The 22,084-nt window shown below is 68.9% G+C and carries 21 protein-coding genes; 7 read left to right on the top strand and 14 right to left on the bottom strand.

What is annotated here, in order from left to right:
* Positions 1–254: 254 nt before the first annotated feature.
* Positions 255–659 carry a hypothetical protein gene (locus A6A06_RS01375; protein ID WP_073757948.1) on the bottom strand — a complete coding sequence of 135 codons (405 nt, stop codon included), beginning with the start codon at positions 657–659 and terminating at the stop codon, positions 255–257.
* 668 nt (positions 660–1,327) lie between these two features.
* Here A6A06_RS01375 and A6A06_RS01370 point away from each other — a divergent pair.
* From A6A06_RS01370 to A6A06_RS01355, 4 genes are all read left to right on the top strand, one after another.
* On the top strand, positions 1,328–1,699 hold the full coding sequence (locus A6A06_RS01370) for a DUF317 domain-containing protein (RefSeq protein ID WP_073757946.1): 372 nt from the start codon (positions 1,328–1,330) through the stop codon (positions 1,697–1,699).
* Positions 1,700–1,808: 109 nt separating this feature from the next.
* Positions 1,809–2,111, top strand: coding sequence for a hypothetical protein (locus A6A06_RS01365; RefSeq protein ID WP_073759622.1), 303 nt, complete (start codon positions 1,809–1,811; stop codon positions 2,109–2,111).
* Positions 2,112–2,114: 3 nt separating this feature from the next.
* On the top strand, positions 2,115–2,936 hold the full coding sequence (locus A6A06_RS01360) for a DUF317 domain-containing protein (RefSeq protein ID WP_073757944.1): 822 nt from the start codon (positions 2,115–2,117) through the stop codon (positions 2,934–2,936).
* 571 nt (positions 2,937–3,507) lie between these two features.
* Positions 3,508–3,876 (top strand): hypothetical protein, encoded by a 369-nt coding sequence (locus A6A06_RS01355; protein WP_073757942.1) that lies wholly within the window; start codon positions 3,508–3,510, stop codon positions 3,874–3,876.
* Between the two features lie 147 nt (positions 3,877–4,023).
* Here the strand turns inward: A6A06_RS01355 and A6A06_RS01350 are convergent, their stop codons facing one another.
* The 10 genes from A6A06_RS01350 to A6A06_RS01305 form a co-directional block, all read right to left on the bottom strand.
* Positions 4,024–4,710, bottom strand: coding sequence for a hypothetical protein (locus A6A06_RS01350; RefSeq protein WP_073757940.1), 687 nt, complete (start codon positions 4,708–4,710; stop codon positions 4,024–4,026).
* Between the two features lie 79 nt (positions 4,711–4,789).
* The gene (locus A6A06_RS01345) at positions 4,790–5,236 is read right to left on the bottom strand and encodes a hypothetical protein (RefSeq protein ID WP_073757938.1); all 447 of its coding nucleotides are present in this window, start codon (positions 5,234–5,236) and stop codon (positions 4,790–4,792) included.
* A gap of 83 nt (positions 5,237–5,319) precedes the next feature.
* Positions 5,320–7,038, bottom strand: coding sequence for a relaxase/mobilization nuclease domain-containing protein (locus A6A06_RS01340; RefSeq protein WP_073757936.1), 1,719 nt, complete (start codon positions 7,036–7,038; stop codon positions 5,320–5,322).
* 356 nt (positions 7,039–7,394) lie between these two features.
* Entirely contained in the window at positions 7,395–7,820 is a 426-nt protein-coding gene (locus A6A06_RS01335) for a plasmid mobilization protein (protein WP_242440517.1), read from the bottom strand.
* 203 nt (positions 7,821–8,023) lie between these two features.
* Positions 8,024–8,257, bottom strand: coding sequence for a hypothetical protein (locus A6A06_RS01330; protein WP_073757932.1), 234 nt, complete (start codon positions 8,255–8,257; stop codon positions 8,024–8,026).
* Between the two features lie 87 nt (positions 8,258–8,344).
* Complete coding sequence (locus A6A06_RS42490) at positions 8,345–8,536, bottom strand: hypothetical protein (protein ID WP_073757930.1); 192 nt, start codon at positions 8,534–8,536, stop codon at positions 8,345–8,347.
* Positions 8,533–10,092, bottom strand: coding sequence for a hypothetical protein (locus A6A06_RS01320; protein WP_073757928.1), 1,560 nt, complete (start codon positions 10,090–10,092; stop codon positions 8,533–8,535). The genes A6A06_RS42490 and A6A06_RS01320 overlap by 4 nt, the downstream gene beginning before the upstream one ends.
* A complete protein-coding gene (locus A6A06_RS01315; RefSeq protein ID WP_073757926.1) occupies positions 10,089–10,736 on the bottom strand; it encodes a WhiB family transcriptional regulator in 648 nt (215 codons plus the stop codon). Before A6A06_RS01315 ends, A6A06_RS01320 begins: the two co-directional genes overlap by 4 nt.
* Positions 10,737–10,888: 152 nt before the next feature.
* On the bottom strand, positions 10,889–11,596 hold the full coding sequence (locus tag A6A06_RS01310) for a zinc finger domain-containing protein (protein ID WP_073757924.1): 708 nt from the start codon (positions 11,594–11,596) through the stop codon (positions 10,889–10,891).
* Positions 11,597–11,598: 2 nt separating this feature from the next.
* A complete protein-coding gene (locus A6A06_RS01305; protein ID WP_073757922.1) occupies positions 11,599–12,495 on the bottom strand; it encodes a helix-turn-helix domain-containing protein in 897 nt (298 codons plus the stop codon).
* A gap of 996 nt (positions 12,496–13,491) precedes the next feature.
* On the opposite strand from A6A06_RS01305, the gene A6A06_RS01300 reads away from it, so the two are divergent.
* The 3 genes from A6A06_RS01300 (at position 13,492) to A6A06_RS01290 (ending at position 17,624) form a co-directional block, all read left to right on the top strand.
* On the top strand, positions 13,492–14,853 hold the full coding sequence (locus tag A6A06_RS01300; RefSeq protein ID WP_073757920.1) for a helix-turn-helix transcriptional regulator: 1,362 nt from the start codon (positions 13,492–13,494) through the stop codon (positions 14,851–14,853).
* A gap of 286 nt (positions 14,854–15,139) precedes the next feature.
* Positions 15,140–15,763 carry a ScbR family autoregulator-binding transcription factor gene (locus A6A06_RS01295; protein ID WP_073759619.1) on the top strand — a complete coding sequence of 208 codons (624 nt, stop codon included), beginning with the start codon at positions 15,140–15,142 and terminating at the stop codon, positions 15,761–15,763.
* Positions 15,764–15,875: 112 nt separating this feature from the next.
* Positions 15,876–17,624: a hypothetical protein gene (locus A6A06_RS01290; protein WP_199930627.1), complete on the top strand. Its 1,749-nt coding sequence runs from the start codon at positions 15,876–15,878 to the stop codon at positions 17,622–17,624.
* 71 nt (positions 17,625–17,695) lie between these two features.
* Here the strand turns inward: A6A06_RS01290 and A6A06_RS01285 are convergent, their stop codons facing one another.
* From A6A06_RS01285 to A6A06_RS01275, 3 genes are all read right to left on the bottom strand, one after another.
* Positions 17,696–18,817, bottom strand: coding sequence for a hypothetical protein (locus A6A06_RS01285; RefSeq protein ID WP_073757916.1), 1,122 nt, complete (start codon positions 18,815–18,817; stop codon positions 17,696–17,698).
* Between the two features lie 277 nt (positions 18,818–19,094).
* The gene (locus A6A06_RS01280; protein ID WP_073757914.1) at positions 19,095–19,697 is read right to left on the bottom strand and encodes a hypothetical protein; all 603 of its coding nucleotides are present in this window, start codon (positions 19,695–19,697) and stop codon (positions 19,095–19,097) included.
* An 84-nt stretch (positions 19,698–19,781) separates the two neighbouring features.
* Positions 19,782–21,797 (bottom strand): hypothetical protein, encoded by a 2,016-nt coding sequence (locus tag A6A06_RS01275; RefSeq protein ID WP_199930626.1) that lies wholly within the window; start codon positions 21,795–21,797, stop codon positions 19,782–19,784.
* Between the last annotated feature and the right edge of the window lie 287 nt (positions 21,798–22,084).

The raw sequence follows: 22,084 nt of genomic DNA, 5'->3' as shown, positions 1-22,084 counted from the left end.
GACGTCACGCCGCCTGACAGCGTTACCTGCTCAACCATACGGGGAATTCCGAAGGCGCTGAACTGACCCTGCCGACTCCCTGCAGAGGCGCATCCGCGGCCTCATTCGGCCTCAATGATCTGACCCAGGCGTCGGGGTTCGTGGAACATTCACCCCAGGCAGGGGCGCAAGGCGTCGGATAACGCCCGCCGGGGACCAGAGTGCTCAGCCGCCCCGGCCGCCGCCCCTGCCGCACGCCTGGATAACAGGTGACCTCAGTACCGGCGGTAGTGGTGCACGGCTATTCCATCAGGATCCACCACGGACTCTCCCAGGAGGGCCTTTCCGTTCAGTTCCGCGAAAGGCCCTTCGGGTGCGCGCGCCGTCACCATGCCCTTGAAGGTCACTGTGCCGCCAGCCCCCACCTCACCTGTGGCGGAGCCTACGAGAACGAGCTGGCCTTGCCCGGATTCCGACGTGATCACGATTTGCGCACTGGCCGACTCGGTCCCGTCGAGGTATCGCGTCGAGACGTGGGTCCCAAAGTCTGTCACGGCCTGTCCCAGAAACTGCCCCGTGCCAGCCGCCGACAGTTCGAGCACGACAGTGTCATTCTCGACGCTCACCACACGCGTCGCGTTGACGGTGTTACGGAGTTCGCCAATCACCTCGTCTGACATGACACTCCCCTTCACCTAGAGGCTGACTTCATAACCAGAATAATCCGAGAATCTGATTACATAAGGTGCTTTACAGCCACATCGTTGGATGTGCGAAAGTGCCCACGCCAGGCAGAACCGTCAGGCGCATACGCCCGACCGGCACTGCCTGAACGCTAAACAGATGCATCTGGTGCTGGAGTTTTTCGCGAGGGGGCTGATGTAAGCGAGTTTTCTAAATCCCGCTCATTAACAAGGTGCCTCGACGGCGTTGCCGGTGGCTGATTTCGCCACGTTCACATGTCCCCGCCGTCGCCCCCTTGTAAACAATTAGGCATTTCCCTCTTCAATGCATCCGAAGTTCTTAATTGCTTAGATATGCACTCAATCAGCCGGCTCGGGTGATTGAGTGACGCCCTCTGGCTTGGCAGTTATTCAGTCGGGGGTGCCTACTTGCTGCCGGATGCACGTGATCCCTACTTCAGGGGTCGCGGCGCCCGGGCACGGGATAACGCATGATCGGTCATGGGGCAGGGTCAGAGAAGAAGCCCGTTGCGTCACCCACCCTCTCTGCTGCCATAGTTCGCCGGGAGCAGACAAGAAAGATCGCCAAAGGACTGGTGGAAGCCGCAGGGACATGTCAACGTAGACGACCTTCCCCGAAATCCCCAGGTCAGAGAGGTGATGCCGTGGCAGTGGATGCCCTGCAACCTGGATTCGCCACGACCGTCGCGGCCCTTCGGCTCCGCTCCTGGAGGCTCGGACCCGGCCAGCCGATGCGGGTGCTCGACCAGTTCGCAGACGCCGAGTTCACGCACGTCGTGGATGACCGTGCCGATGTCCACATCAACAGCCGTGATGGCCGGTTCTACCTCGGTTGGTTCCCCAACGGCCGACCCGGCGGAGCCGACGAGGGCTGGGTGAAGGACGAAGGATGGGTGATCGCCGTCACCGGCACGGCGAGTGCTCCTGGCTACAAGATGTCCTTCGGGACCGAGACACCGGCCGATATCGTCGCCGCCGCCGCGGCGCGCGTGCTGGAGACTTCCCGGCGCCAGTAACGCTCCGGCTTGAGCCGGGAGTTCTTCGCCGAAGAAAGCCTTTTTTGCGTCCGGCGGCAGCGCAGGCTGCCACTCATCGCGTTCCCTCATGCAAGGAGGATGATTGTCCGTGCCTCATACGGAGTTGACCGTCGGCGATCTCATCGACCTGTTGTCCGCCTGCGGCCGGGGCCTTCCGGTGCGGCTGGCGGTGAACCCGTTCTTCCCGATGGCGCACCGCGTGGAGCAGGCCGTCCAGGCCACCGACGAGACCGGCCGGCGTGTCGTCTACCTCGCCGAGGGGCGGGACGCGGACACCCAGCTCGGACACCTGCCGCCTGAGGTCGCCGTCGAGCTGGCCTGGCAGTCTCCCGTCCAGGCGCCCCCGCGCCGGCCGCGCCGCAGGGCCGGCGGCAACCAGAACCGCATCTAGCCTTTGGAGGCGCCCCTGCATCCCGAGTTCCCGCCCGACCCGCCCACCCCGCACGGCGCCCAGCCCGCGTACTGGGTCGGCCCCCGGCACCTGGCCGGTGACGACGGACGTCTCTACGACACCGTCGCCGACACGCTCGCCGGCCTGGGCTGGACGAGCCTGACGATCGTCCGCGGACGGCAGGAGCCGGACGAAGCACCGCAGGACCGCCAGGTCCTGCGCAGTACCGTCCTGCACATCAGCCCCGACACCCTCCGCTGGGCCCAATGGGTCCTGGCGGACGAGCCATTCCACCTGGGGGAACTGCCCATCGCCTGGCAGGTCTCGGCTCGCTCGGACACCAGCAGCCCGCTCGCGCAGTGGTCCGCCTACTTCACCCCCGACACCCCGGGGGAGGCCCTGGCCGACTTCCTCGTCGCGCTCGACGCCCGCGACCAGCCCGGTGCCCCGCTGGGCGGCCCCGAGCTGGTCCTCGACGCGGTGACCGCGCACGGCTGGTTCCGCGACATCGACCAGCCCCGCGCGGGAGCGATGGACCCGACCTTCGCCACGCACATCAGCCTCGGCGAGGTGCCGCCCCTCATCCAGGACACCGACCCGCGCACCCTGACGGCCGAGGCCGATGAGGCGGGCCCGGCCGGGTGGCAGGCGTGGGCCGAGCCGGCCCTGGGGGCACCGTGCCTGTGGGCCGCGTCCTTCGGCCCCAGCACGCCGCACGACCTCGTGGCGGGCTTCGCCACCGCACTCGGCTCCACCGCACCGGTGCTGCGCCGGGTGCTGCCCGAGAGCACGCGGGAGCGGCTCCTGCGCGCCCCCGCCGGCTGAGACGGGGGCGGCGTACCGTCCCTGTCTCAGTCACGTCCGTTTTCCTTCTGCCATATGGAGGTGGGTAGTTGCTATTTGCGGGGTGCGACTGGTCGGATCGGTGGCTGGACGTCGCTGTTCTCGACCGCTCCGGAGCCGTCCTCGGGGAGACACGAGTTGTCTACGCTGACAGCCCGGACCCGGTGGCCGCTCGCCTCGCAGAATTCCGCAAGCCCGACGTAGACAGGCCCTGCGCCCGTCCGAAACCGGCGAAGCCCGGCCTCCCCGAACAAGGGAGGCCGGGCTTCGCACTTGCTTGCGTGCGACACCTAAACCAACGGGGCCAGACACACCCGCCAGGACGAAACGCTCCCTACGTTGTTCTGCGGGTCAGTTAGGAACGGAGACCCGGCGTGGCTCGTGTTTCATCCTTCTGCACGCCTACCGTGCGCCCCTAGGTGAACCTTCACGCCGGTCAACAGCCCTACATACAAGTTGCTTTGCCCCTTACGGTCGATCACGCTCCCAAGTTCGTGGAAGGAGCGATGCTATGACCCGTCGGGGGCATACGGCGCACGAAGGAGCCCACCTCATGAATGCGTGGAAGAAGGCCGTCCGGGGAATGGCGCTGGCAAGCACCATGGTGGTTGCAACGGGAGCCGGAACTGCCGCTGCTTCACCAGCCACCGGCAACGCGGAGCGCGCCAAGCGGCCGAGCGCGATCTATCACCTCAGCCAGATCAACGGATACGGAGCCAGGGGCTGGGTCAAGGACAACGCCAATGACGGGTGGTGCGTCCAGATCATGATTCGCTGGTATAAGAACGGCCAACTGCGTGACACCGACCTGTCCGCAAGGGTGTGCGGGCAGGGCCGGTGGACCAGCTTCTCCCTGACGCCAGGCGACCGGCACCACTTCAAGGCGAGCGCCTGGAAGACATATCTCCGCTACACCCGCTAGCTCCTGCCCTGCCGCTTCGGCAGGGTAGGGCGAGCGAGACCGAGGCTTCACGGCGGTCAGGCACTGCGCAGGCCCTTCAATCCGGGGTGCTGCGACGGCCGCTGGAACGGGAGACGGTGGCGGCCGGGGCGCAGGGGCCTCTCCAGGTCATCGGGCGGCTGTTGCCTTGGTGAGGGCCTTGGTGAGGTGCTGGTCGACGAGGGCCGGCGAGCCAGAGACGACCACCAGCACGTTGCCGTCACGGACCGCGGTCTGCTTGACCACGGTGTCGCGCCCGCCGGCAGAGAAGGTCATCAACTGGCTCCACCGCTCTTCGCCGGCCTGGGGCGGGGGCAGCTTCTGCGTGGTCGTGTCGACAGCGATGCCGCCTGCGAGAAGCTGGTACTGCGGGCAGCTCGTGATGGCCTCGAAGATCCGGTTGGTGCCGCCGGACAGCTTGCCAGAGGTGTCGCTGTACAGCTCCTCGGAGACCTCCGAACCGCCATGTCCGTAGGTGAAGGTGGCCTTCGCTCGGCGGGGGAAGTCGAGTGAACCTCCCGTGGCCGCGTCACCACCGAGGCCGTTGAGGGCGGGGCAACCGAGGACGGTGACGTCGTCGTGCTGGGCGGGCCGCTCGGGCTTGCGGGTATATCCGGTGCCGAGGTCGCTCACGTCGAGCAGGCGCTTGTCCAGAGCGGCCGAGGGCAGCGGAGCACCGTGCTGGTCGGCGGTGCCCGGCTGCTTCCTGCTGTGCGTGGAGGACGTGGAGGCGGGCTCGGCCTCGGTGGAGCAGGCGGGCAGGGCGAGGACGGTGAGGGCGGTGAGGCCGAGGGCGGTGGCGACGCGTACGCGCATGGTGGAACTGACCCCTTGGTGCTAGGCGACGGGTGGTCAGTACGGGCCCGCGGGCCCGGTGGGGTCGTAGGAGTGGGGGTCAGTGGCCGAGGTGGCGCAGGCAGTCCTCGAACGTCGCGTGCGTCGCGTCCGCGGGGGCGGCGTGCCGGTTGTACCAGGCCGTGTCGAGACGGGGCTCGTGCTGCTGGTGGCCCGTGCGGCAGCGCAGCCAGATCTGGTCGCGGGTGGACAGCACGAGCCAGTCCCGGTAGGCGCCGCACCCGGCGCAGGCGACCATCTGGCCGTCCAGGACGATCGGCTGCTGCCAGGGCATCATCCGGCCGGCGAGCTGGTCACGGCTGGGGATGCGCAGCTCCGGCGGGAGGAAGTCGTCCACCAGCGCGGCCGGCTCGGCGGCCTGCGGTCCGGGCTGCATCCGCTGGGCATCGGGCGGCTCCTGGCCCTCCAGCCACGCCCACATCTCGTAGTGCCGGCGCTGCATCTCGCTGTGCTCCGCCGCCCGGCGGCGGCGTATCCGTTCGAACACCTCGGGTCCTCCCTCACCTCGTCGTGCACGCGTCATGATCGTGCCCTAGTTTCCCGGCCTGCTTCAATTCACGAAGCCGACAGTCACGGTCGCCCGCGCCGGGGCCCGGCGCGTCCCGGCGCCGGCTGTCCCGCCTGGTGCGCCGAGCGCTCCGCCGCGTTCGCCTCGGTCACCTTGTCGCTGGTGTCGGCGGGCAGGCCCGCAGCCCGCCGCAGCCGCCACACCAGGACATCGCTGAGGGCCTCCGCCGTGTCGAGTTCCCGTCGCCCGGCGGTGTGCGCGAGGAGCGATGCCGGGTCGTGGCCGGCGGCCTCGGCGTCGGCGAGGGTCGCGGCGAGCGCGTACCAGCCAGGCTCGGCGAGGACCCGTTCGGCCAGCTCCGGAACGGCTGCGCGCAGCCCCGCCGTCTGCCGCTGGACCACGGGGCGGCCCAGGCGCCGGCCACGCTGGTAGAGCACGCCGAGGGGTTGGGCAGCGGCTGCCTGGTAGGCGGAGCGCAGGTGTTCGGCGGCCTGGCGGGCAGCGGCTGCCTGCTGCGCGTGCCCCTTCTTCGCGTGCCAGTGCACGGAGGCGGTGATGATGAAGAAGAGCATGTCGATCGCCATCGCGGTCGTCGCGCCGTCTTCGCCGCGTCCGAGCGCCGGTCCGCTGTGGATGAGGTCGCGGGCGGCCTGCCGCAGGGCCCGGCCGTGCCCGCGCTCCGCGCGGATGTGGGAGCGGCAGGCGCGTTCGAACGCGAAGGCGGCATCGCGCAGGTCGCGGCGGGTGCTGGCAGGGGAGGTCTTCGCGAGTGCGTCCAGGACCTCGCCGGCCGCCGCGACGTGAGCGGCGGCAACAGCGTCGTCGCCGTGCCCGATGAGCATGACCGCGGTCCAGGCGGCCGATGCGGTCCGCCGACGGGCGCCGGAGGGGCTGGCCGGTGCGGTGCGGCTGGGGGGATCCGCCGAACGGTCCTGCTCGTGGATACCGGCGGACCAGCGCTCCCGGACCCTGGGCAACGACAGGTCCGGGGCGAGGCGCGCGCCGGGGTAGAACACGGGCTCGTTGTCCTTGTTGCGGTCGTCGGGCAGGGCGACCTTGTAGCCGAGCAGGTCGCCCGAGGGGGCCGCGCGCTTGCGGATCAGGAGGCCGGCGGCGGCCAGCCGGCCGAAGAACTCGCCCTCGCTCTGCGCGCCGGCCGCCGCCTGGCGTACGGTCTCGCGCAGTTCTTCCCGCGCGGTGCGCTCGCGGCCCTGGCGCTCGGCTTTGTGGCGCTCGGCGCTGGTCGGGCGCTTCGCGGCGGTGCCGTCGCCCTTGTTCAGGCGGCGCAGGCCCAGTTCTACTTCGAGGGCGCGGGCCTGGGTCTGGACGCGGGTGGCGTCGTTGTCGAGGTCGGGCTTGTAGCCGTTCTCGCGGACGAGGGTGGCGACGATGTGGATGTGGTCGTCAGCGTGCCGGACCGCTGCCCACCGGCACCCCGCCCCTTGCTCGGGGTCGTCGATGCCGGCGGCGGCGACCATACGGCGGGCGACGTCACCCCACTCCTCGTCCGTCAGGACCCGGTCCTCGGCGCCGTTGCGCACGGACAGGTGCCACACGTGCTTCCTCGGCCGCCCTGCTTGGTCGATGTTCTCGACGGGCTGGTCCAGGAGTTGCTGGAGCTGCTTGAGGGTGGCGGCGGCATCGCGGCCGGGGTCGGGAGCGTTGTGGTCCCAGGAGGCGACCAGGTGCGGGTCGGTGTGCTCCTCGAACTTGCCCGGCCCGTAGAGGTAATAGAGGAGGCCGATGGTGCGCTGACCGCGCTTCTGGATCCGGGGGATCATGCTGCTGTCCTGAACCGATCGATCAACTGGGGTGGTCAGCGGGAAGGGCGCGTTCCAAGTTTTCGGGGCGAGAAGCTCCGTGGACGGTGGGTGTCACTGCCCGCCTTCTGCATGTGATGAGAACTGGCGCGGCCGAAGAGCGTGCCGGGTCCGCCGCAGCGGAGTGTGCCAGCCTCGGCGGTACCCGGCAGCGAGTACACGTCCTGGCCTCGACGGCGTTTCGCGGCCTGGGGCGGGTACGCGATGACGCGCCCACCGCGGGCCAGCGGGGTACTCAGGTCTGCGCCTCCTGAAGGGCGAGGCCGGGAAGCTGCGCGACAAGTTCCAAGACATCGCGGCGCACGTGAGCTGCGCGATCACTGCTGCTCCAGCAGGTGGTCGGTGGCCGCCTGCACGCGGGTCACGGCGCGCTGGACCGCGGTGACGACTGCGTCGATCTCCGCTGGCTGGCCCCCGGAGTTGATGGCACGGGCGACCTGGTTCAAGTTGTTGCCGACCTGCCCGAGATGACGGCGCGCGGCGAACAGCTCGGCTATCAGATCTCGGTGGCCTGCGATGACCGCAGCGGTGTTCCGGGAGTCGTCGGCGGCCGCGAGACCGGCGCGCACGAGATAGGCGGGCAGACTCTTGTGTGAGGTACGTGCTGCGGTGGTCAGCCGACTCCACTCATCGTCGTTGAGACGGATGTTGCAGACGCGGGCACGCTTCTTCTTCTGGGGGGAGCGCTTACGCGCGGTGGTTGCCGGAGCGGCGCTCGCGTGGCTTCGCGGCGGCTCTTCCACCCCTGGCTGCGATCCGACCTCGGTCGCTGCCCGACGGTCCAGCGCCCCCCGGTGCTGGACGGCTCCCGCCACCCCTGGGGCGGGAGATGGACAAGCTGCCTTCCCCGACGGGGAAGAGTAGCTTGGCCGATAACTTGCTCGCCGTGAGACCGAGTTGGGAGCGGCGCAAGGTTGCGGGGTGGAGGAGGGCTCGCTCGGGTTCGTCACCGTCCACCGTCCTGCCCCTGGCGGATGATCTCCAGGATGTCGAGGACGAATTCGAAGGCATCCTCGGCGTCGGTCAGGTGATGGACCTGCTCACCGGCGGTGATCTGGACGAACCACTGCCCCTCGGGGCCGTCGACCGCTGAATGGAGCAGCCTGTACTGAAGGAAGGTGTGCAGGAATGCCCAGACCAGGGAGTTCTCGAACTGGTCGGGGGCGGGTGCGTGCGGCATGGCGATCCCCTTCGTTGTCAGGGGCGGTGGCCCGGCGTGGAGCCAGGCCACTCGCAGGTCAGGGCTTTGAGCTGCGGCTTTGCGGGTTCAGCCGCACACGGGGCAGCGTCCGACGTGGCTGCTGAGTGCCCGGGCCATCCGTGTCTTCGTCGATGCGGCGTGTTTCGCGCTGGACCTCGCGGCCGGTCTTCCGGCATGGCGCTCGGAGTGCGCGGTCAGGAAGCCGATCTCCCGCTCGTACTCCGCACGGAGGGTCGCGAATCGCGGGCAGGTCTTCATCGGGCGGTGCTCCTTGTGTCGGTGGTGCTCGCTTCGTTCCGCAGCTGCTGCAGGACGAGGCTCAGCCGGTCGTTTCGGCCGCCTTTGAGGCCCTCGCGCCGGAGGATCTCCCGCAGCTGGACCCGGGTGACGGCCTCGTTGCCGTCTCGTTCGAGTACGGCCGGGACGTGGGGGCGGACCTGCTGGACGAGCTGCTCCACGGACTGCTCCGGCTCGCGCGGCGGACGCTGCGGCTGCGGGCTGCGGGACCGGCCGCCACGCTTGCCCTTGCCCTTAGCCTTCGCGGTCGGCTTCCGCCTCAGGGGGACCTTGTGTCCCCGGTCCCCGGTGGGCTCGGTCCCCGTGTCGGTGTCGTTCGGTCCCCGGTCCCCGGTGGGCTCGGTCCCCGTGTCGGTGTCGTTCGGTCCCCGGTCCCCGGTGGGCTCGGTCCCCGATTCGGGGTCTCTCGGTCCCCGGTGCGTTTCATGGGGCTGAGCAGGCACTTCAACCACAAGGTGGTCGGTCCCCGCGCAGCCGTCAGGCCCCTCGTTGGACTCCGGCTTGACGGCCTCGGTCCCCGCATCATGGTCCCCGGCCCCGGGGACCGGACCCTCCTTCTCGCGCGGTCCCCGGTCCCCTGTCGGTGCGGTGTCCGCGTGCGGATTGTCGGTGGGGACCGCGGTGCTCTGGGCCTTCGGCGAGGGGACCGTGGCGGTTGCAACGCTGCCCTGGTACGGAGGCCAAGGGGAGGGCAGGGGGACCGTGGCGAGCGCGAGGGCGTGCCGGCGCGCGGCGAGCTGGTCGAGCAGTTCGCCTCGCCGGACGGGGTCGGTGCCGACCGCGGCCCGGCCGACCGCCTTCGATAGCCGTCGTGCGAGTCGCCTGCTGCGCCAGCCTTGCTGCTGCTCTGGGGTGCGCTCGGCGAGGCAGGCGGCGAGGGCGACAGCGCGGGCGGTGGCCCGGTCGCGGGTGATCTGTGCGGCATCCCGGTCCCGTGCGGCGATGCCGAGGCGGGACAGCAGCCGCTCGCGCGCCTCCCGTCCCAGGATGGCGATCAGGCCGTGGGAGGCGGCGCCCGGAGTCCGCAGGCGCAGTTCGATACCCATGGCCTGGTGCCACAGGACAGCGGCCATGACCGGGCCGACGATGGCGCGGACCGTGCCGCCCACAGGGCCGCTCTCGGCAAAGGCGGGGATCACCTGTACACCGGTGATGACCCAGACCAGGGTGCCCGGCAGCCCCGGCGCCCCCTGGACAGTCAGGTTCTGCCGGGCCATCAGCGCGGTGGCGAAGAGGGCGAGTTCGGCGACGCCGAACAGCGCGGCACGCTCGGCGGTACCGTCCATGCCGAGGTAGTCGGCGGCGAAGGCCCAGCTGGTGTCGGCGCTGTAGGCGGTGCAGCCGAGCGCGGCGAGGGCGGCGATCTTCACTGCGGGGCTGCCGAAACGTTGCTGCGGACGTGCTTCTCGGCGCCGGATCGCCCAGCCGGCCAGGACCAGGACGGTGGCGGCAAGGGGAGTGCCGACGGTGAGGAGGAGGGACTGGGCCGGTGCGGCATCGAGGGACAGGAGGGTCATGCGGCCTTTCCGAGAGGGGCGTGCGCCGTGGCCGACGTCACCGGGCGGGAGATCGTCTGCTCCGTGCCGGGCTTGGCGGGCGGCCGGCTGGTTGCCGGGGCGGTCTGTGTCCGCTTCTTCTTGTTCTTCTTGCGCCGGGGCACTCCGAGGGTCCGGTCGCGGTCGAAGACCTTGTTGGCGGCCTGCCGCAGCAGGTCCCGGGCGTGCTTGGGGCTGATCTTCAGGGCGGCGGCGAGCCGGTCGGGGCGCCAGCCCCGGACGTAGGCGTGGTCGATGACGACCTGGCGTTCGGCCTCGGTCAGGTGCACGTCGCGTCCGTTGAAGACCGCGATCACGCGGCTGTAGTCGAGGCGCCGGGGCAGTCCGTCGTGCCAGGGGCGCCGCTCGGCCTCGGTCAGTCCGCCCCAGATGCCCTCCTTGAGGACGTTCTCCAGGGCGTAGTTGAGGCAGTCGCGGCGCACCGGGCACAGGCCGCACAGCTCTTTCGCCTCGGCGATGGCCTCGTGGTCCCGGGGCAGCGGGAAGAAGGTGGCGTCGGCGTCCTCGGGGTCCATGCCGTGGCACACCCCGCGGGTGTGCCAGCTGGTGTCGCCGATGCTGCGCAGGCCGGTGGCCGGGGCGTTGTGGGTGGTGATGTGGCGCAAGACGGTCTCCGGTGTGCTGCCGCGTCGGCCGGGCGGGGCCTGGCGGCGGACGGACGCGGCGTCGGGGTGCCGGCGGCGGCGCGGGGCAGGCGCCGCCGCCGGGGCGGGACGGGGGTGGGGACACCGACGGGTATATCGACGGGGCGGGCCGTTCAGGCGGTAGCGGGCTGCTGGACCTGCTCGGTCTCCTGAGCCTGCCGGGCGGCGGCGAGGTCGAGGCGGCCCGGGTGGGGGGTGGCACGCGGGGCGGTTCCGCGTGCTCCGCCGTCGGGGCCGACCCTTCGGCGGCGGCACGGCTCGCCGGCCTGGGCCAGACACCACTCGCAGCGGACATCGAGGGCGTCGGGCTGGCCCTGGGCGACGGCCGCCTCGCGCGCTGCGCGGGCGGGCCGGAAGGGCACGAGGGCGGCCCGGGCCTCCGGCGGTATACAGGAGCCGACCCTCCGCAGCCGCACCTGCAGTTCCGGGTCGCTCCGGCCGCCGGCGATGGCCCGGTACTGCGCGGGTTGCGCGCTGCCGGCGGCCACGGCACGCCGGGTGCCGGCCAGCTCGGCGGTCCAGGCCGCCTGGTCGTCCGGGTCGACGGACGGGGTCGGATCGGTGTGCCGGACCAGGCGGTCGCGCCGGTAGCTCTCCCAGGGACGGGCGATGTCCGCAGGCAGGATTGGGTACGGCGAGATCCGGATGTGCTGCCGGGCGGCGACGCGGGCGTCCCAGCCGTGCGGCGTGACCATCGGCACGTCGCCGAGCAGGTCGTGCCACTGGGCGAGCTGGTCGCGGGCCTCGCCCTCGACGCGGATGGTGCGGGGGTCGAGCCGGCCGATGTAGGCCAGCAGGGCGGCGATCTCGCGGCGGTCCATGGCTACTCCGTTCCGGTCGGCTCGCCGAGGGCGGCGAGCAGGGCTGCGGTGTGGGCTTCGGCGCGGGTCATGCCGCCCGGCTTGGCCGGGCCAGGGCCGTTGCCGGGCAGGGCGTAGAGATTCGGGCGGCCCGGGGGGTGCTCCCGGGCGACCCAGGAGCGCCAGTCGGCAGCCCAGGCCCCTGCCGACCGGGGCTTCCAGGCGGCGCGGTGCACCCGCCACTTCGCATCGGCGGCGGCGAGGCCCTCCTCGCCCAGGCGGTCGAGGTGCCCTTGCTGGCGGGCCCAGGTGTGGGTGGCGGGGTCGACCTGCCACTCGCTGGCCGGGGTGACGCCGGTACCACTGCTGCTGTACCTACGGTTCACCTTCGGTTCACTACGGTTCTGGGGGCCGGATTCCGCTACCCCGCTGTGCCGGTTCCCGGTACGCCGGTGTGCCGGTTTCCGCCGGGAGGTACCGGATTCCGGATGGGCCGGATTCCGGACCGTGCCGGAGAAATCCGGTACCTCACGTGGGCGGATGCCGTACCGCCGTAGGGTCGAGAGCCGCAGCGTCATGCCGAGCTCGGGCTCGTCCGTCGAGGCGCTGCCGTCGTCGGCTTCTTGCTCCCTCGCGACCTGTGCCACAGCCATCGCGGCCAGAGGTAGGCGGTAGACCGTGCTGCGCTGCGGACCGGTCAGATCGTCGAGCTGCTCCAGCTCGCCGCCGTCGAGCAGCCGATCGAGAGCGTCGCGCACTGTGGACCGGGAGGCGTTCGTGCGCTCCGCCAGGCTGGTCAAGGAGGCCCAGGCGATGCACTGCTCGTCGGCCACCCGGTCCGCGATCGACAGCAGGACCAGGCGCGCGGTTCCCCGGCTGGAGCTGTGCTCCCACACCCACTCGCGGGCATCGCTGCTCATGGGCCGCTCCCGCCCACGAGGCGTGACTGGCGGTTCGCCGCCGAGGCGTAGGTGGCTGCCGCGCAGGCCAGGCCGTCGGGCCTTTCGCGCAGGGCAGGGGGCATGCGACAATCTCCTCTGCAGTATTCCCACGCTGAAGCGCCCGGTGGTAAGGGATCAGCGTGGTGAAGGTGGGCAATCTCCGCCCTTCCCGGGGCGGGTTGTGCCGTTCGGCGTTCGGCGTCCGGGAGTTCCCGCTCTCGGGCGCCGCCGCTGTATACGGATCTGTACGTTTGGCTGGTGCCTGCCGCGCTCCTCGCGTTCGTCCTGCCCGGGCAGCGGCCCGGACGACGACGAACATACGCACGCACCCGCGTCAAGATCCAGAGTTGGTTCTTAATCTCTGTACTGGTTGCAGAGGGTGACCAGTAAGACGCGGGCAGCCGCAGAGCTGCGCCGAGCCGTCGAAGATGGTCTTCACCACGCCCTCCCGAGTCCGATGCTTCGTTCCGTAGAAAACGAACGATCGCAATGATTCAAGCCAAGCGGCGAGGAGTCGTCAACGGAGATCGTTTGCCCGATTTTGCCCGTATAAGCTCTCCGTGTGCTGCGAGGTTGCCGGTGGCCCGTCGGGGCGCAAGTCGCCCGCAGCGTAAGGGGAATCGGATATTCCGGTGACCTTCCGGTGAACGCTGGTGAGCGTGGTCTGGACCGGCAACCCGAGTGGGATCGAAAAGCGGCACACATTTGCCGCTTACTCGATTTGATCTTGAAATGCGGGACAAGGGTGTCCGTTTCGCGCGCGAACGCACCAGATCTCCAAGGATTGTTCGCGGATATGCAGGTTGTTCTTGCCTGCCTGTGGTCCGTCGCACAGATGTCCAAGATCGCCTCAATATTGCGTATGGTCTAGGGCGGAGATGACAGGGCGGGGGCTGGCCATTGTGAGCTGACCCTCTTTTTTCATGCCCGAAAGCAGGCGTCTCCAGAGGCAAGACGAAGGAATGAGGAAGGGTCATGGCCGCGAAGGAACCGGACCCCGACGGCGCCACCCAGGCATCTTCGGAACAGGGCGCCGGGCAGCTTGCCGGACAGTTCATGGGATTCGGCGCCCTACTGCGAAGGTGGCGTAAGGCCGCTGGCGTCACGCAAGCGCTGGCCGCTAAGTCCCTGGGAATGGGGGTGCGCACATACCGGAAGATCGAACGAGGTGCCACTCCGCCACGATTCACCCAACCCCAGTGCGACTCGCTGGCTACTTTGTTCGCAATGGACCGTGACGAACGCCACGCATTGTTGTTGTATAACGTCGGCACGTCCCTCACCACGTCGAGCGCCGAGGGCCGCCCCGAGTTGCGGCGTGCACTGCGGTTGCTTATCGACCAGCAGATGCCCAGCCCGACGTACCTCTGCGACCGCTACTGGAACATCATCAGCTTCAACACGGCCATGGCAGAGTGGTGGCCGTGGGTCATGGAGCCCGGCGCCAACCTCATACGCTGGGCACTGACCCGCTCCGAAGCCCGGGCCCAATATCATGACTGGCATCAGCATGCCGCGGCCTACGTGAAAATGCTGAAGTTCGCGGAAGCCACCAACGAGAATGACGCCGAGCTTCGCCAGCTGATCGAGGACGTCAAAAAGGACCCTGATGTGCGGCACATCTGGGAGACCGAGAACGAGCTGGGCGAGACCCGCGACGGCCACGTCTTCCGCATGAACGTGCCGGCCCTGGGTTGGGAGACTGTCGAGGTCGTCAGCCACGTGGTGTACCCAGCGAGCATGCCCAACTGCCGGTTCGTCGTGATCACCTGGGTCGAGAACGACCGCGCTGACGACGAGCACGACGCCCTCGGAGGCGCCCGAAACGCCTGGGCCGCGACCTCAGTTGCGGAAAGAACCCAAGCTGCACCGCCCCGGGCTCGGACGAATGAGGGGCGGGCCGATGCAGCACGTCAGCGCCACGCACATTCGCTCACTGCTCGTCTCATCTTGCATACAGCAGAGGAGGCAGCGGCCCTGGCGGGAGAGGAGGGGATTTCGCTGCCTGTCCTCAGCAGCCTGATAGGTCCGGGCAATCGTCTGACGCTGTCGCCGAGCAACCACTCGGTCATCTGGGCGATCGAAGAGGCGTCGGGCGAATGGGCGGTGACCGAGGTTGATGCGAATGCGGTGATCGCCCGCATGCCGCAGGCAGCCCTCCTTCCCGAGGCGCGTGACGAAGTGAAACTGCTCACGCGCTGCGCCCTGCCAGCCACCCCGGACGCAGCCATCGAGCAAATCCAGAAACTGCTCCCACAACTGCAGCAGCGGATCCTCCTGCTGCGTGAGGTGTGGCGCGACCTGTACGAGCAGGACAATTTGCTGCCGTATGCCTGAACATGACCAACCAGTGGCTGCGGCCTCCGGTTCGACGAGGAGGTCGCCTAGCGGCCCATCGAACCGGAGAGCGGCCCGGCATGTCGCTGCGATCCGTCCCGGCGCAGCCTTCCGCTACGTGCCTTCTTGAACCGCTGGCTTACCTCGCCATAGCTCGCATGGGCTCGGAGCGCGACCGCGATCTGTACGGCAGCGGGAAAGAGACCTTGCGGTGATCAACTTTTCTCTGCCTCTCCGGCGCGGCGCGGGTTCGGCATTTTCGTACCACCACGTATTCGTCGAAGGGATGAGCGGCACAGTGCAGGAACGGGCGGTCAAGACACGGGAAGCCATACTCCGGGCAGCATCCGAGCTATTCGACGAGTACGGTTACTCTGGAGCGAGTATCAGCAAGATCATGAGGCGTGCGGAGGTCACGGCGGGAGCGATGTACTTCCACTTCGCGTCTAAGAGTGACCTCGCTCACGCTGTGATGATTGAGCAGGGCGATGGACTGGAAATGCCGCCGGGCGAAGACGGCTTGCAACGACTCATCGACATCACCCTGTACCTCGCGAGCGAGCTGCAGAGCAACTCGCAACTACGCGCGGGGGTCCGTCTCGCCATCGAACAAGGAGCCTGGGGGGTTCAAGACGACTCCGCTTACCGTTACTGGATAGACACGTTCGCCGAGCAACTGCGGGCCGCCAAAATAGGTGGGCAACTACTGCCAGGGGTGGACGAGAAGGAATTGGCCTGGCTGCTGGTCAGTTCCTACTCCGGCGCGCAGCTTGTCTCCGACATATCCGTTGGCCGAGCCGACTTGCACTATCGAGTGACCACCCTTTGGCGCTACCTCCTGCCAGGGATCGCGACTCCAGCCGTCAAGCCGCGTCTGATCTTCACCGCGCGCTGCGACCAAGCTGCCTGAGAACAGGGCGCCTCCTGAAGGGACCACGGGCCCCGCTCTCCCAACGACTTGCGTCTCGTGGCCAGATCAGGGTATCGGCCAGATTTGGATCGGGTCGACTAAGGTCCGGTCCGTGGGAACAACAGGACCTGAGCTGGTGGCCCGGGCTGCGGAGTTGCGGTTGGGGCTGCTGCGCTATCTCCGAGGGCCGTACGCGTACACGATGACGATGGCCATGCTGCGCGAGGGCGAGCAGTTCGCGATGCCGGCACAGTGGCGTGGGCTTCGTGTGGAGGAGCAGGCCGAGCGCTTGGTCGGCGCGGAGGCTCGGCGGGTATCCGATGCCCGGCTGTTCGCCCTGGAGGCGCCCGTCGTCGAGGCGGTGCGCACGGTGGCTGACCAACCGGTCGCGCTGCCGCTGCTGCCCGCTGTCCTGCCGGCACCCAGCGGCATGATCGTGTTCGCGCAGCCCGTGTCGGTCACGCAGCCCGGGGCAGTCGTCACGGCTGCAACCTGGGGACCGCTGCCGGGGGACTCCGCCGAAGGCGTACACCTGACGTGGTGGTCCGACCACCGTGCGGCGGCGCAACGGGCGGGATCCGCCACCAGCACAGGGAGTGAGCCTGGGGCGGAGGACCTGCTGCGGGCGATCCCGCTGCTGCACGAGTACGGCCTTGCCGTGCACTTCGTACCGGTGATCGACCAGCGCCTGTACGCGAGCGGGCCGGGTGGCGTGACCGGGACGGCGCACGCGCCGGCCCTGCGCGCCATCGTCGCCGCCTGGTACGCCTTGTCCGAGAACATCGTGCCCACACGCGAGCTGCGTGCCGATCCGGTCACCGGCCGGGCGCTGGCCGCGGAGAAGGTGCGACACCGGGGTGTGCGGTACGGCACGGCCACCGATGCGCGAGCTGTTGCCGACGCTGTCGTACAGGCCGCCGCGAAGGTCGAGGCGAAGGCGCGCGAAGACCACCCCGAGGTGGTGGGAGAGCTGTCCAGCCTGACCCGCACCACCACGCTGCCGGGCCTGGACGAGGCGTTCGCCCCCGACCGGGACACCGAGCTGCCGGCCGCATCGCGCTGGCTGCCGCGGCTGTATCGCTCTGCCGCGCAGCCACTGCAGCAACTGGAGGCGTCCTGTGAGGATGCCTACCCCGGCGTCTTCGACGCGTTGGAGGAACTGCGGGCGCGCACGTTCGGGAGCTGGCCCCAGTGGTGCTGGATGCCGGTGGCCCGGGTCGCGGCCGAGCTGGTCACCAAGTTCCGCGTCCCCACGTCGGTGGAGGCGGTCGCGGATGCCACCGTCATCGCGGCGCTGGGCGCCTGGCGCTCCGGCGGCAGGCACGCCCTGGCGATGACCCACATTCCCATGGCCGACCTCCCCGCACCCCCGTGCGAGCTGCCGCACCGGTTGCCCGTGCCGGCCGCCACGCTGATCCACCTCAACGCCGACCTGAGCTATAGCGGCGGCCTGCTGGCGTTCCTGGAGGCCGGCCCCGAACACCGGCCGGAACTCCGGCTCCTCGACTACCACACCCGTGGCCCCCACCTACGCACCTGTCACGACTGGCAGTTGGTGCTCAGCGGCGATACCGCCCAGGAGGCCGCCGCTGCGACGGCGCGCATCGCGCTGCACCCCCTTGGGGAAGACGGGCGGCCGATGACCGATGCCGAGGTGGCCAGCGAGATCAGCAGCGTCTTCGCGCCCTACCTGCCGGCGCTGAACCTGCTGGCCGCGCCCGCGCCCGTCTCGCCGCTGCGTGACGTGGCCGGGGTGCTGCAGCGTCGGCCGGTTCGACGCGGCCCGCCGTCCGTCGGCTGGGCGCCGCACATGACCATGTGGATCTCACCTGTGGCGGAGCAGCCTGCCGATGCCGAGTGACGCGGCCCGGCCAGTGCTGCTGGCTGGCGACGTCGGGGCTCGCAGCTCAGCAGCAGGGCCCGTAAAGGACATCAGCGAGGCGCGGAAGCGTAGCGGGCGATCAGGGCTTGCGCGGCTGCCTCGTCCGCGGCGAGGTGGTGGACGGGCCCGTCGTCGTGCAGGTGGGTCTTGGTGACGACCTCCCACAGGCGCAGTACGGCGGTGGGGGAGTAGGTCTCCGTCACCTGGTACCAGTGCGAGATCACCTGCCAGGTGACGCGGTGGGGCCGTGGTCGGGCCTGGTGATCTTCTTCCTGGTGGTGATGGCTGTGCGCGCTGGCGATCGCCTGTCGCAGGCGGTCGGGAACGGCTTCCGGGTTGCTGGCGCGGCCCAGTACTTCGGCGAGGTGCTCGGCGCAAGAGCTGGCTCGGGTCGCCTCGTCCTCACCCCGGCGCGTCGGCGGACTGGATTTCTGGGGGCCAGGGACTCGCTCGGGCCACCGCCTGACGTCGGTGCCAGGGGTCAGGCATCGGGCCTCGAAGCGCTGCGGGGCGTCGGCCTCGTCAAGGTCCACGAGGTACCAGGCCGGGGGGCCGTCGGCGGCCCGCTGCGCATCGTCGTCGAACACCCAGCCTAGCTGTCGTACGTATCCGTACTGGTTCCTGAAGGCGCCCTCGGCAACACGCACGCGTTGGAAGAGGCGGTATCCGCCGCGCTCCGCGTTAAGAGCGGTCTCCACCGCTGTGGCGGCCCAGCTGGTACAGACCTCGACGGCCGGGTCCGGGAGGGTTCTGCCGATTCCCCGACTCAGGCCATCCCAGCGCGGCCCGGTTTCGACGCCCCCTTGCAACTGGGACCGAATCGGCGCTTGCGGATCCCAGGTCTTGTTCAGCCACTGCCAGCATTTGGCGATGCGCTCATCAGCTGGAACAGCCAGCGATCCGGGAGCCAGGTGGGGCAGCGCCCCCTCGACCAAGGTGACCACGCGGCCGTCGTTGCCCAAATGCCACAGCACCGCATCCCACGGCACGTGCGGCACCGGTCGCTCGTCACCGGCGTGCAGGGCGTAGAGAACCATCGCGACGATGTCGCGGATCGCAACGAAATCCCAGTTCTCCTCATGCCCCCCGAAGTGATGTGGAGCCACCACGTCGTTGGCGCGGGCTATGGCGTCACCCCACGCGTCGGTGGAGCCTGCCTCGCAGCCGCCCATCTACCGCTCCGATACTCGTTGACCCACCTGGCCATCGCATCATGCCGCACCGACTCGCCTCTCTGATGCGGACGCGACGGTGCTCTTCGAACGTGCTCGCAATCCGGTGCTTAGGTGCGCGAACGTAGCGTCACGATGCGCTCCGGCCTCGGGCAGTGCGCGGGGTGGCTGAGCAGACGTTTGGCGGCCTGCTGCGCGACCAGCTGTAGCAGGGCAGCTCCGTACATCCGGGGTTGCCAGCGGACGCACCTGGCACCTTCTGCTCATGGCGCGCTCGTCAGTCCCCCAGATTTTCTGGCGGCACGGTCGCTGTCACCGCTGCGGGCAGCTGGCCGTTGAGGATTGCCTGGCGTGGCAGTGACAGCCCGAACTGCTGTTGCAAGGCGGTCAGGGTCGCGCGCAACGAGTCGAACTCCTCGCTCGCGTCCTCATCGAGGAGTCCGGCTTCCTCGAACGCCGGCAGCAGGAACGCCAGGCCCTCGTCTGGGGTGTCGCCGATGTCGAAGCGGCCGACGGTCTGGCCGTCGCGGTAGTACCAGCATTCCCGGGGCGGGTCGTCCGGCTTCGGGGTCAGATGCAGGACTTCTATCCCGCCTGCGGAGACCTCGGGGTGAGCCCACCAAGCCTTGGAGGGCCATCCCTGTTCCACCGCGTATGACCAGCCCGCGCTTTCACCGAAGCGGGCTACGCGGGCTGATTCGCGGTCGTTGAACGTCAGCCGCTCGGCCTCGGCGAAGGTGATCGGGTCGAGTACGTCTCCGGGGCGGGCACCGAGCCGGACAACGAGGTCGTGTGGGCTGATGCCGCGTGCGAAGGTGACGAAGAGGATGGGGGCTTCTCCGCGCCAGGCGTCGGCCAGCCACGTGATGCCGTCGCTCAATGTCTTCTCCTGGTTTTAAGGGTGCGACTGGGGCGGGAGAGTGTAGCCGCCCCGCCCCAGCCTGTGCCGTGTCCTACCAGCCGTTCACGGTTTCGGAACGGTGCACGACACCGCCGCCTTGGACGCGTCACAGTGCGCGAACTCAGGGAAGGCCACCCAGTACGGGTCCTTGTCCAGCAGACGGTACTTCGATGGCGAGGAGAACGTTCCGGAGAACGGCTGCATCGACTGGGTGTTCTGGTAGTTCGACATCGACGAGCGTCCGCAGACTTCCTTCCACGTCGGAGCGGCGGTACGGGTGTCGTCGTACAGCCTCCAGTCGCCCGGCGCGACGCGTGAGGCGTAGGTCTGCACGCAGTCGTTTCCGGTGTCGACCTCGTTCATGCCGCCCAGGGTGGCCGGCATACCGCCCGAGTTGTAGGAGGCGGCGTAGGCGAACTCGTCACAGCTGACGGTGTCGCTCGTGTCGATCGGGGTGGTGTCTGGACTGCCGTAGTTCTTGGCCCAGCCGCTCGGGCAGATGACCTCCCGGTTCAGGTTCGAATCCCGCACGGACGCAGGCAGGTACTTGATCGGTTTGTCCGCTGCCTTGGAGCCGGGGTGGCTGGGAAGCTTCGACTGGATCAGCCAGGCGTGCGCGACGGCGGCCGGCGTCTTGGCGAAGTTCATCACCCAGGTCGGCTTATAGGCCGAGAACACGCAGCCCGGGCTGGTGGCAGAGGCGACGGCGTCGCAGCGGATATCGAAGTCTGGGGTGGAGTTGCCCAGCCACTGCGGGTCGTTCTCGATCTCTTGGCCGCCACCCTGGACGGTCCCAGCGATGGTCCAGTCCAGCTGAAGGCTGGAGACCTTGGTGGCGGTGCCGCCGGTCCACTCGTGGTTGAAGGTGGCGTACGCGGCGTGGATGTCGCCCTTCGGCTGCCACGTAGGGGACCCGTCCCACACCGGGGCGGCGGTGGTGCACTCCGCAGAGCACTTGAACGTCGGGATCATGGTGAACGGTCCCGGCATACCGATGGTGCCGCGCTGCACGATGAACGGGTCCATCGGCACCAGCGCGAACCGCTGGGTGAATTTCCGGGACACTGGGTTGAGCTTGATCTCGATGGCCGAGGCAAAGTGCGCGTCCGCCGGGTTGTAGATCTTTCCGTCCGGACCCTTGACCAAGTACTTGAACACGATCGGCGTGGCCCACTTCAGACAGGCGCTGTCCCGCTTGAGGTAGTCCTTGCCCACCGAGACGCCTGTGCCGTTGCACCACGGCACCAGATCGCCACTGCCCGCACGGAGCTTGTCCGCGACGTCCTGCTTCTCCTTGGCGCTCAAGTCGGACGGTTTCCCAACTTTGATGCAGGTGATCTTCTGGCCGTGGTCGGTGCAGGTCTCGCTGCCCTTGCCGGCGACCTTCGCGGCGCGTGCGACCTCCTCGGGCCGGTTACGTCTCCCGATCTGCGGCTCCTGGTACTTGTCCAGGTCCACCGCCGGGGCGCTCTTGTTCGGCTCCGGGAGCTTGATGTCCACGGTCCGGCCGCGGGTTTTGAACTTCGCCCATGCTGACCAGTTGGTCTCGTACAGGCCGCCGTCGTAGGCAGAGGTGCGGAAGGCGTAGGTGGTGTTCGCCTTCAGGTCGCCGTAGTGCAGGGTGACCTTCGCGGTGCCGCCGGAGGTGACGAAGCTGGACACCACGACGCCGTAGGCGGCGGGCTTACCGGTGTCGGGGTTGGTGAGCTTGACTTGTTCCTTGGGGTTGCCGTTGGCGTCGGTGGAGTAGACCTCGAAGGTCAGGTTTGCGGTGTCGCCATCACCATCCGTGACGGTGTTGGACAGAGTGGGCGCGGTGCTGTTGACCTGCCACATCCCGTTCGCGCCCTTGACGCCCGGTGCGGCCTTGAGGTTCTTCCCGGACTCGGGCCGGTGGTTGTTGGCCTTGGCCAGGGCCTCGGGGCCTGCCGCGGGGCGGGAGGCCGGCGAATAATCCCACCCGAGTGTTGCACCGCTGCTGTCGGCGGCGGCGATGCCGCCTCCCCCGAGGAGCATGACGGCCACCGTGGCGACGGCGAGCTTGGGCAGAATGCGCTTTCTTCTTGATAAACCAGACAAGAGTGTTTCTCCTTCTGGCCGCCGGGCTCATCCGCGTTCCCCTTGAGCCAGGCGACGGTGGTCGGGATATCGCGCGACCAACATCTATGGGGGCGTCAGGCTCTGCTCAAGGCTGTGAATTGGGGCAATCTGACCCGAAGTTGGTATACCGGACGTGACCCTTGGCACGTTTAGCCACGGTTGCGGCGTGAAGTCTCTAAAAGAGTCGACGGTGCTTCCCCGCTTTCCAACAAGTGCACTTGGGCGGAGCACTAGCACCTCTTGTCCGGCACCGGGTGCCGCTCGGC

Source organism: Streptomyces sp. CB02923 (genome assembly GCF_001905005.1).
Classification (GTDB): domain Bacteria; phylum Actinomycetota; class Actinomycetes; order Streptomycetales; family Streptomycetaceae; genus Streptomyces.
Note: the sequence above shows the minus strand (reverse complement) of the source record. Positions and strands in the feature narration are given on the sequence as shown.

Excerpts from the sequence above, each read along its gene's own strand:
- A6A06_RS01375 (WP_073757948.1), bottom strand. The coding sequence starts at position 659 with ATGTCAGACGAGGTGATTGGCGAACTCCGTAACACCGTCAACGCGACG.
- A6A06_RS01355 (WP_073757942.1), top strand. The coding sequence starts at position 3,508 with ATGAATGCGTGGAAGAAGGCCGTCCGGGGAATGGCGCTGGCAAGCACC.
- A6A06_RS01350 (WP_073757940.1), bottom strand. The coding sequence starts at position 4,710 with ATGCGCGTACGCGTCGCCACCGCCCTCGGCCTCACCGCCCTCACCGTC.
- A6A06_RS01340 (WP_073757936.1), bottom strand. The coding sequence starts at position 7,038 with ATGATCCCCCGGATCCAGAAGCGCGGTCAGCGCACCATCGGCCTCCTC.
- A6A06_RS01330 (WP_073757932.1), bottom strand. The coding sequence starts at position 8,257 with ATGCCGCACGCACCCGCCCCCGACCAGTTCGAGAACTCCCTGGTCTGG.
- A6A06_RS42490 (WP_073757930.1), bottom strand. The coding sequence starts at position 8,536 with ATGAAGACCTGCCCGCGATTCGCGACCCTCCGTGCGGAGTACGAGCGG.
- A6A06_RS01320 (WP_073757928.1), bottom strand. The coding sequence starts at position 10,092 with ATGACCCTCCTGTCCCTCGATGCCGCACCGGCCCAGTCCCTCCTCCTC.
- A6A06_RS01310 (WP_073757924.1), bottom strand. The coding sequence starts at position 11,596 with ATGGACCGCCGCGAGATCGCCGCCCTGCTGGCCTACATCGGCCGGCTC.
- A6A06_RS01305 (WP_073757922.1), bottom strand. The coding sequence starts at position 12,495 with ATGAGCAGCGATGCCCGCGAGTGGGTGTGGGAGCACAGCTCCAGCCGG.
- A6A06_RS01300 (WP_073757920.1), top strand. The coding sequence starts at position 13,492 with ATGGCCGCGAAGGAACCGGACCCCGACGGCGCCACCCAGGCATCTTCG.
- A6A06_RS01295 (WP_073759619.1), top strand. The coding sequence starts at position 15,140 with ATGAGCGGCACAGTGCAGGAACGGGCGGTCAAGACACGGGAAGCCATA.
- A6A06_RS01285 (WP_073757916.1), bottom strand. The coding sequence starts at position 18,817 with ATGGGCGGCTGCGAGGCAGGCTCCACCGACGCGTGGGGTGACGCCATA.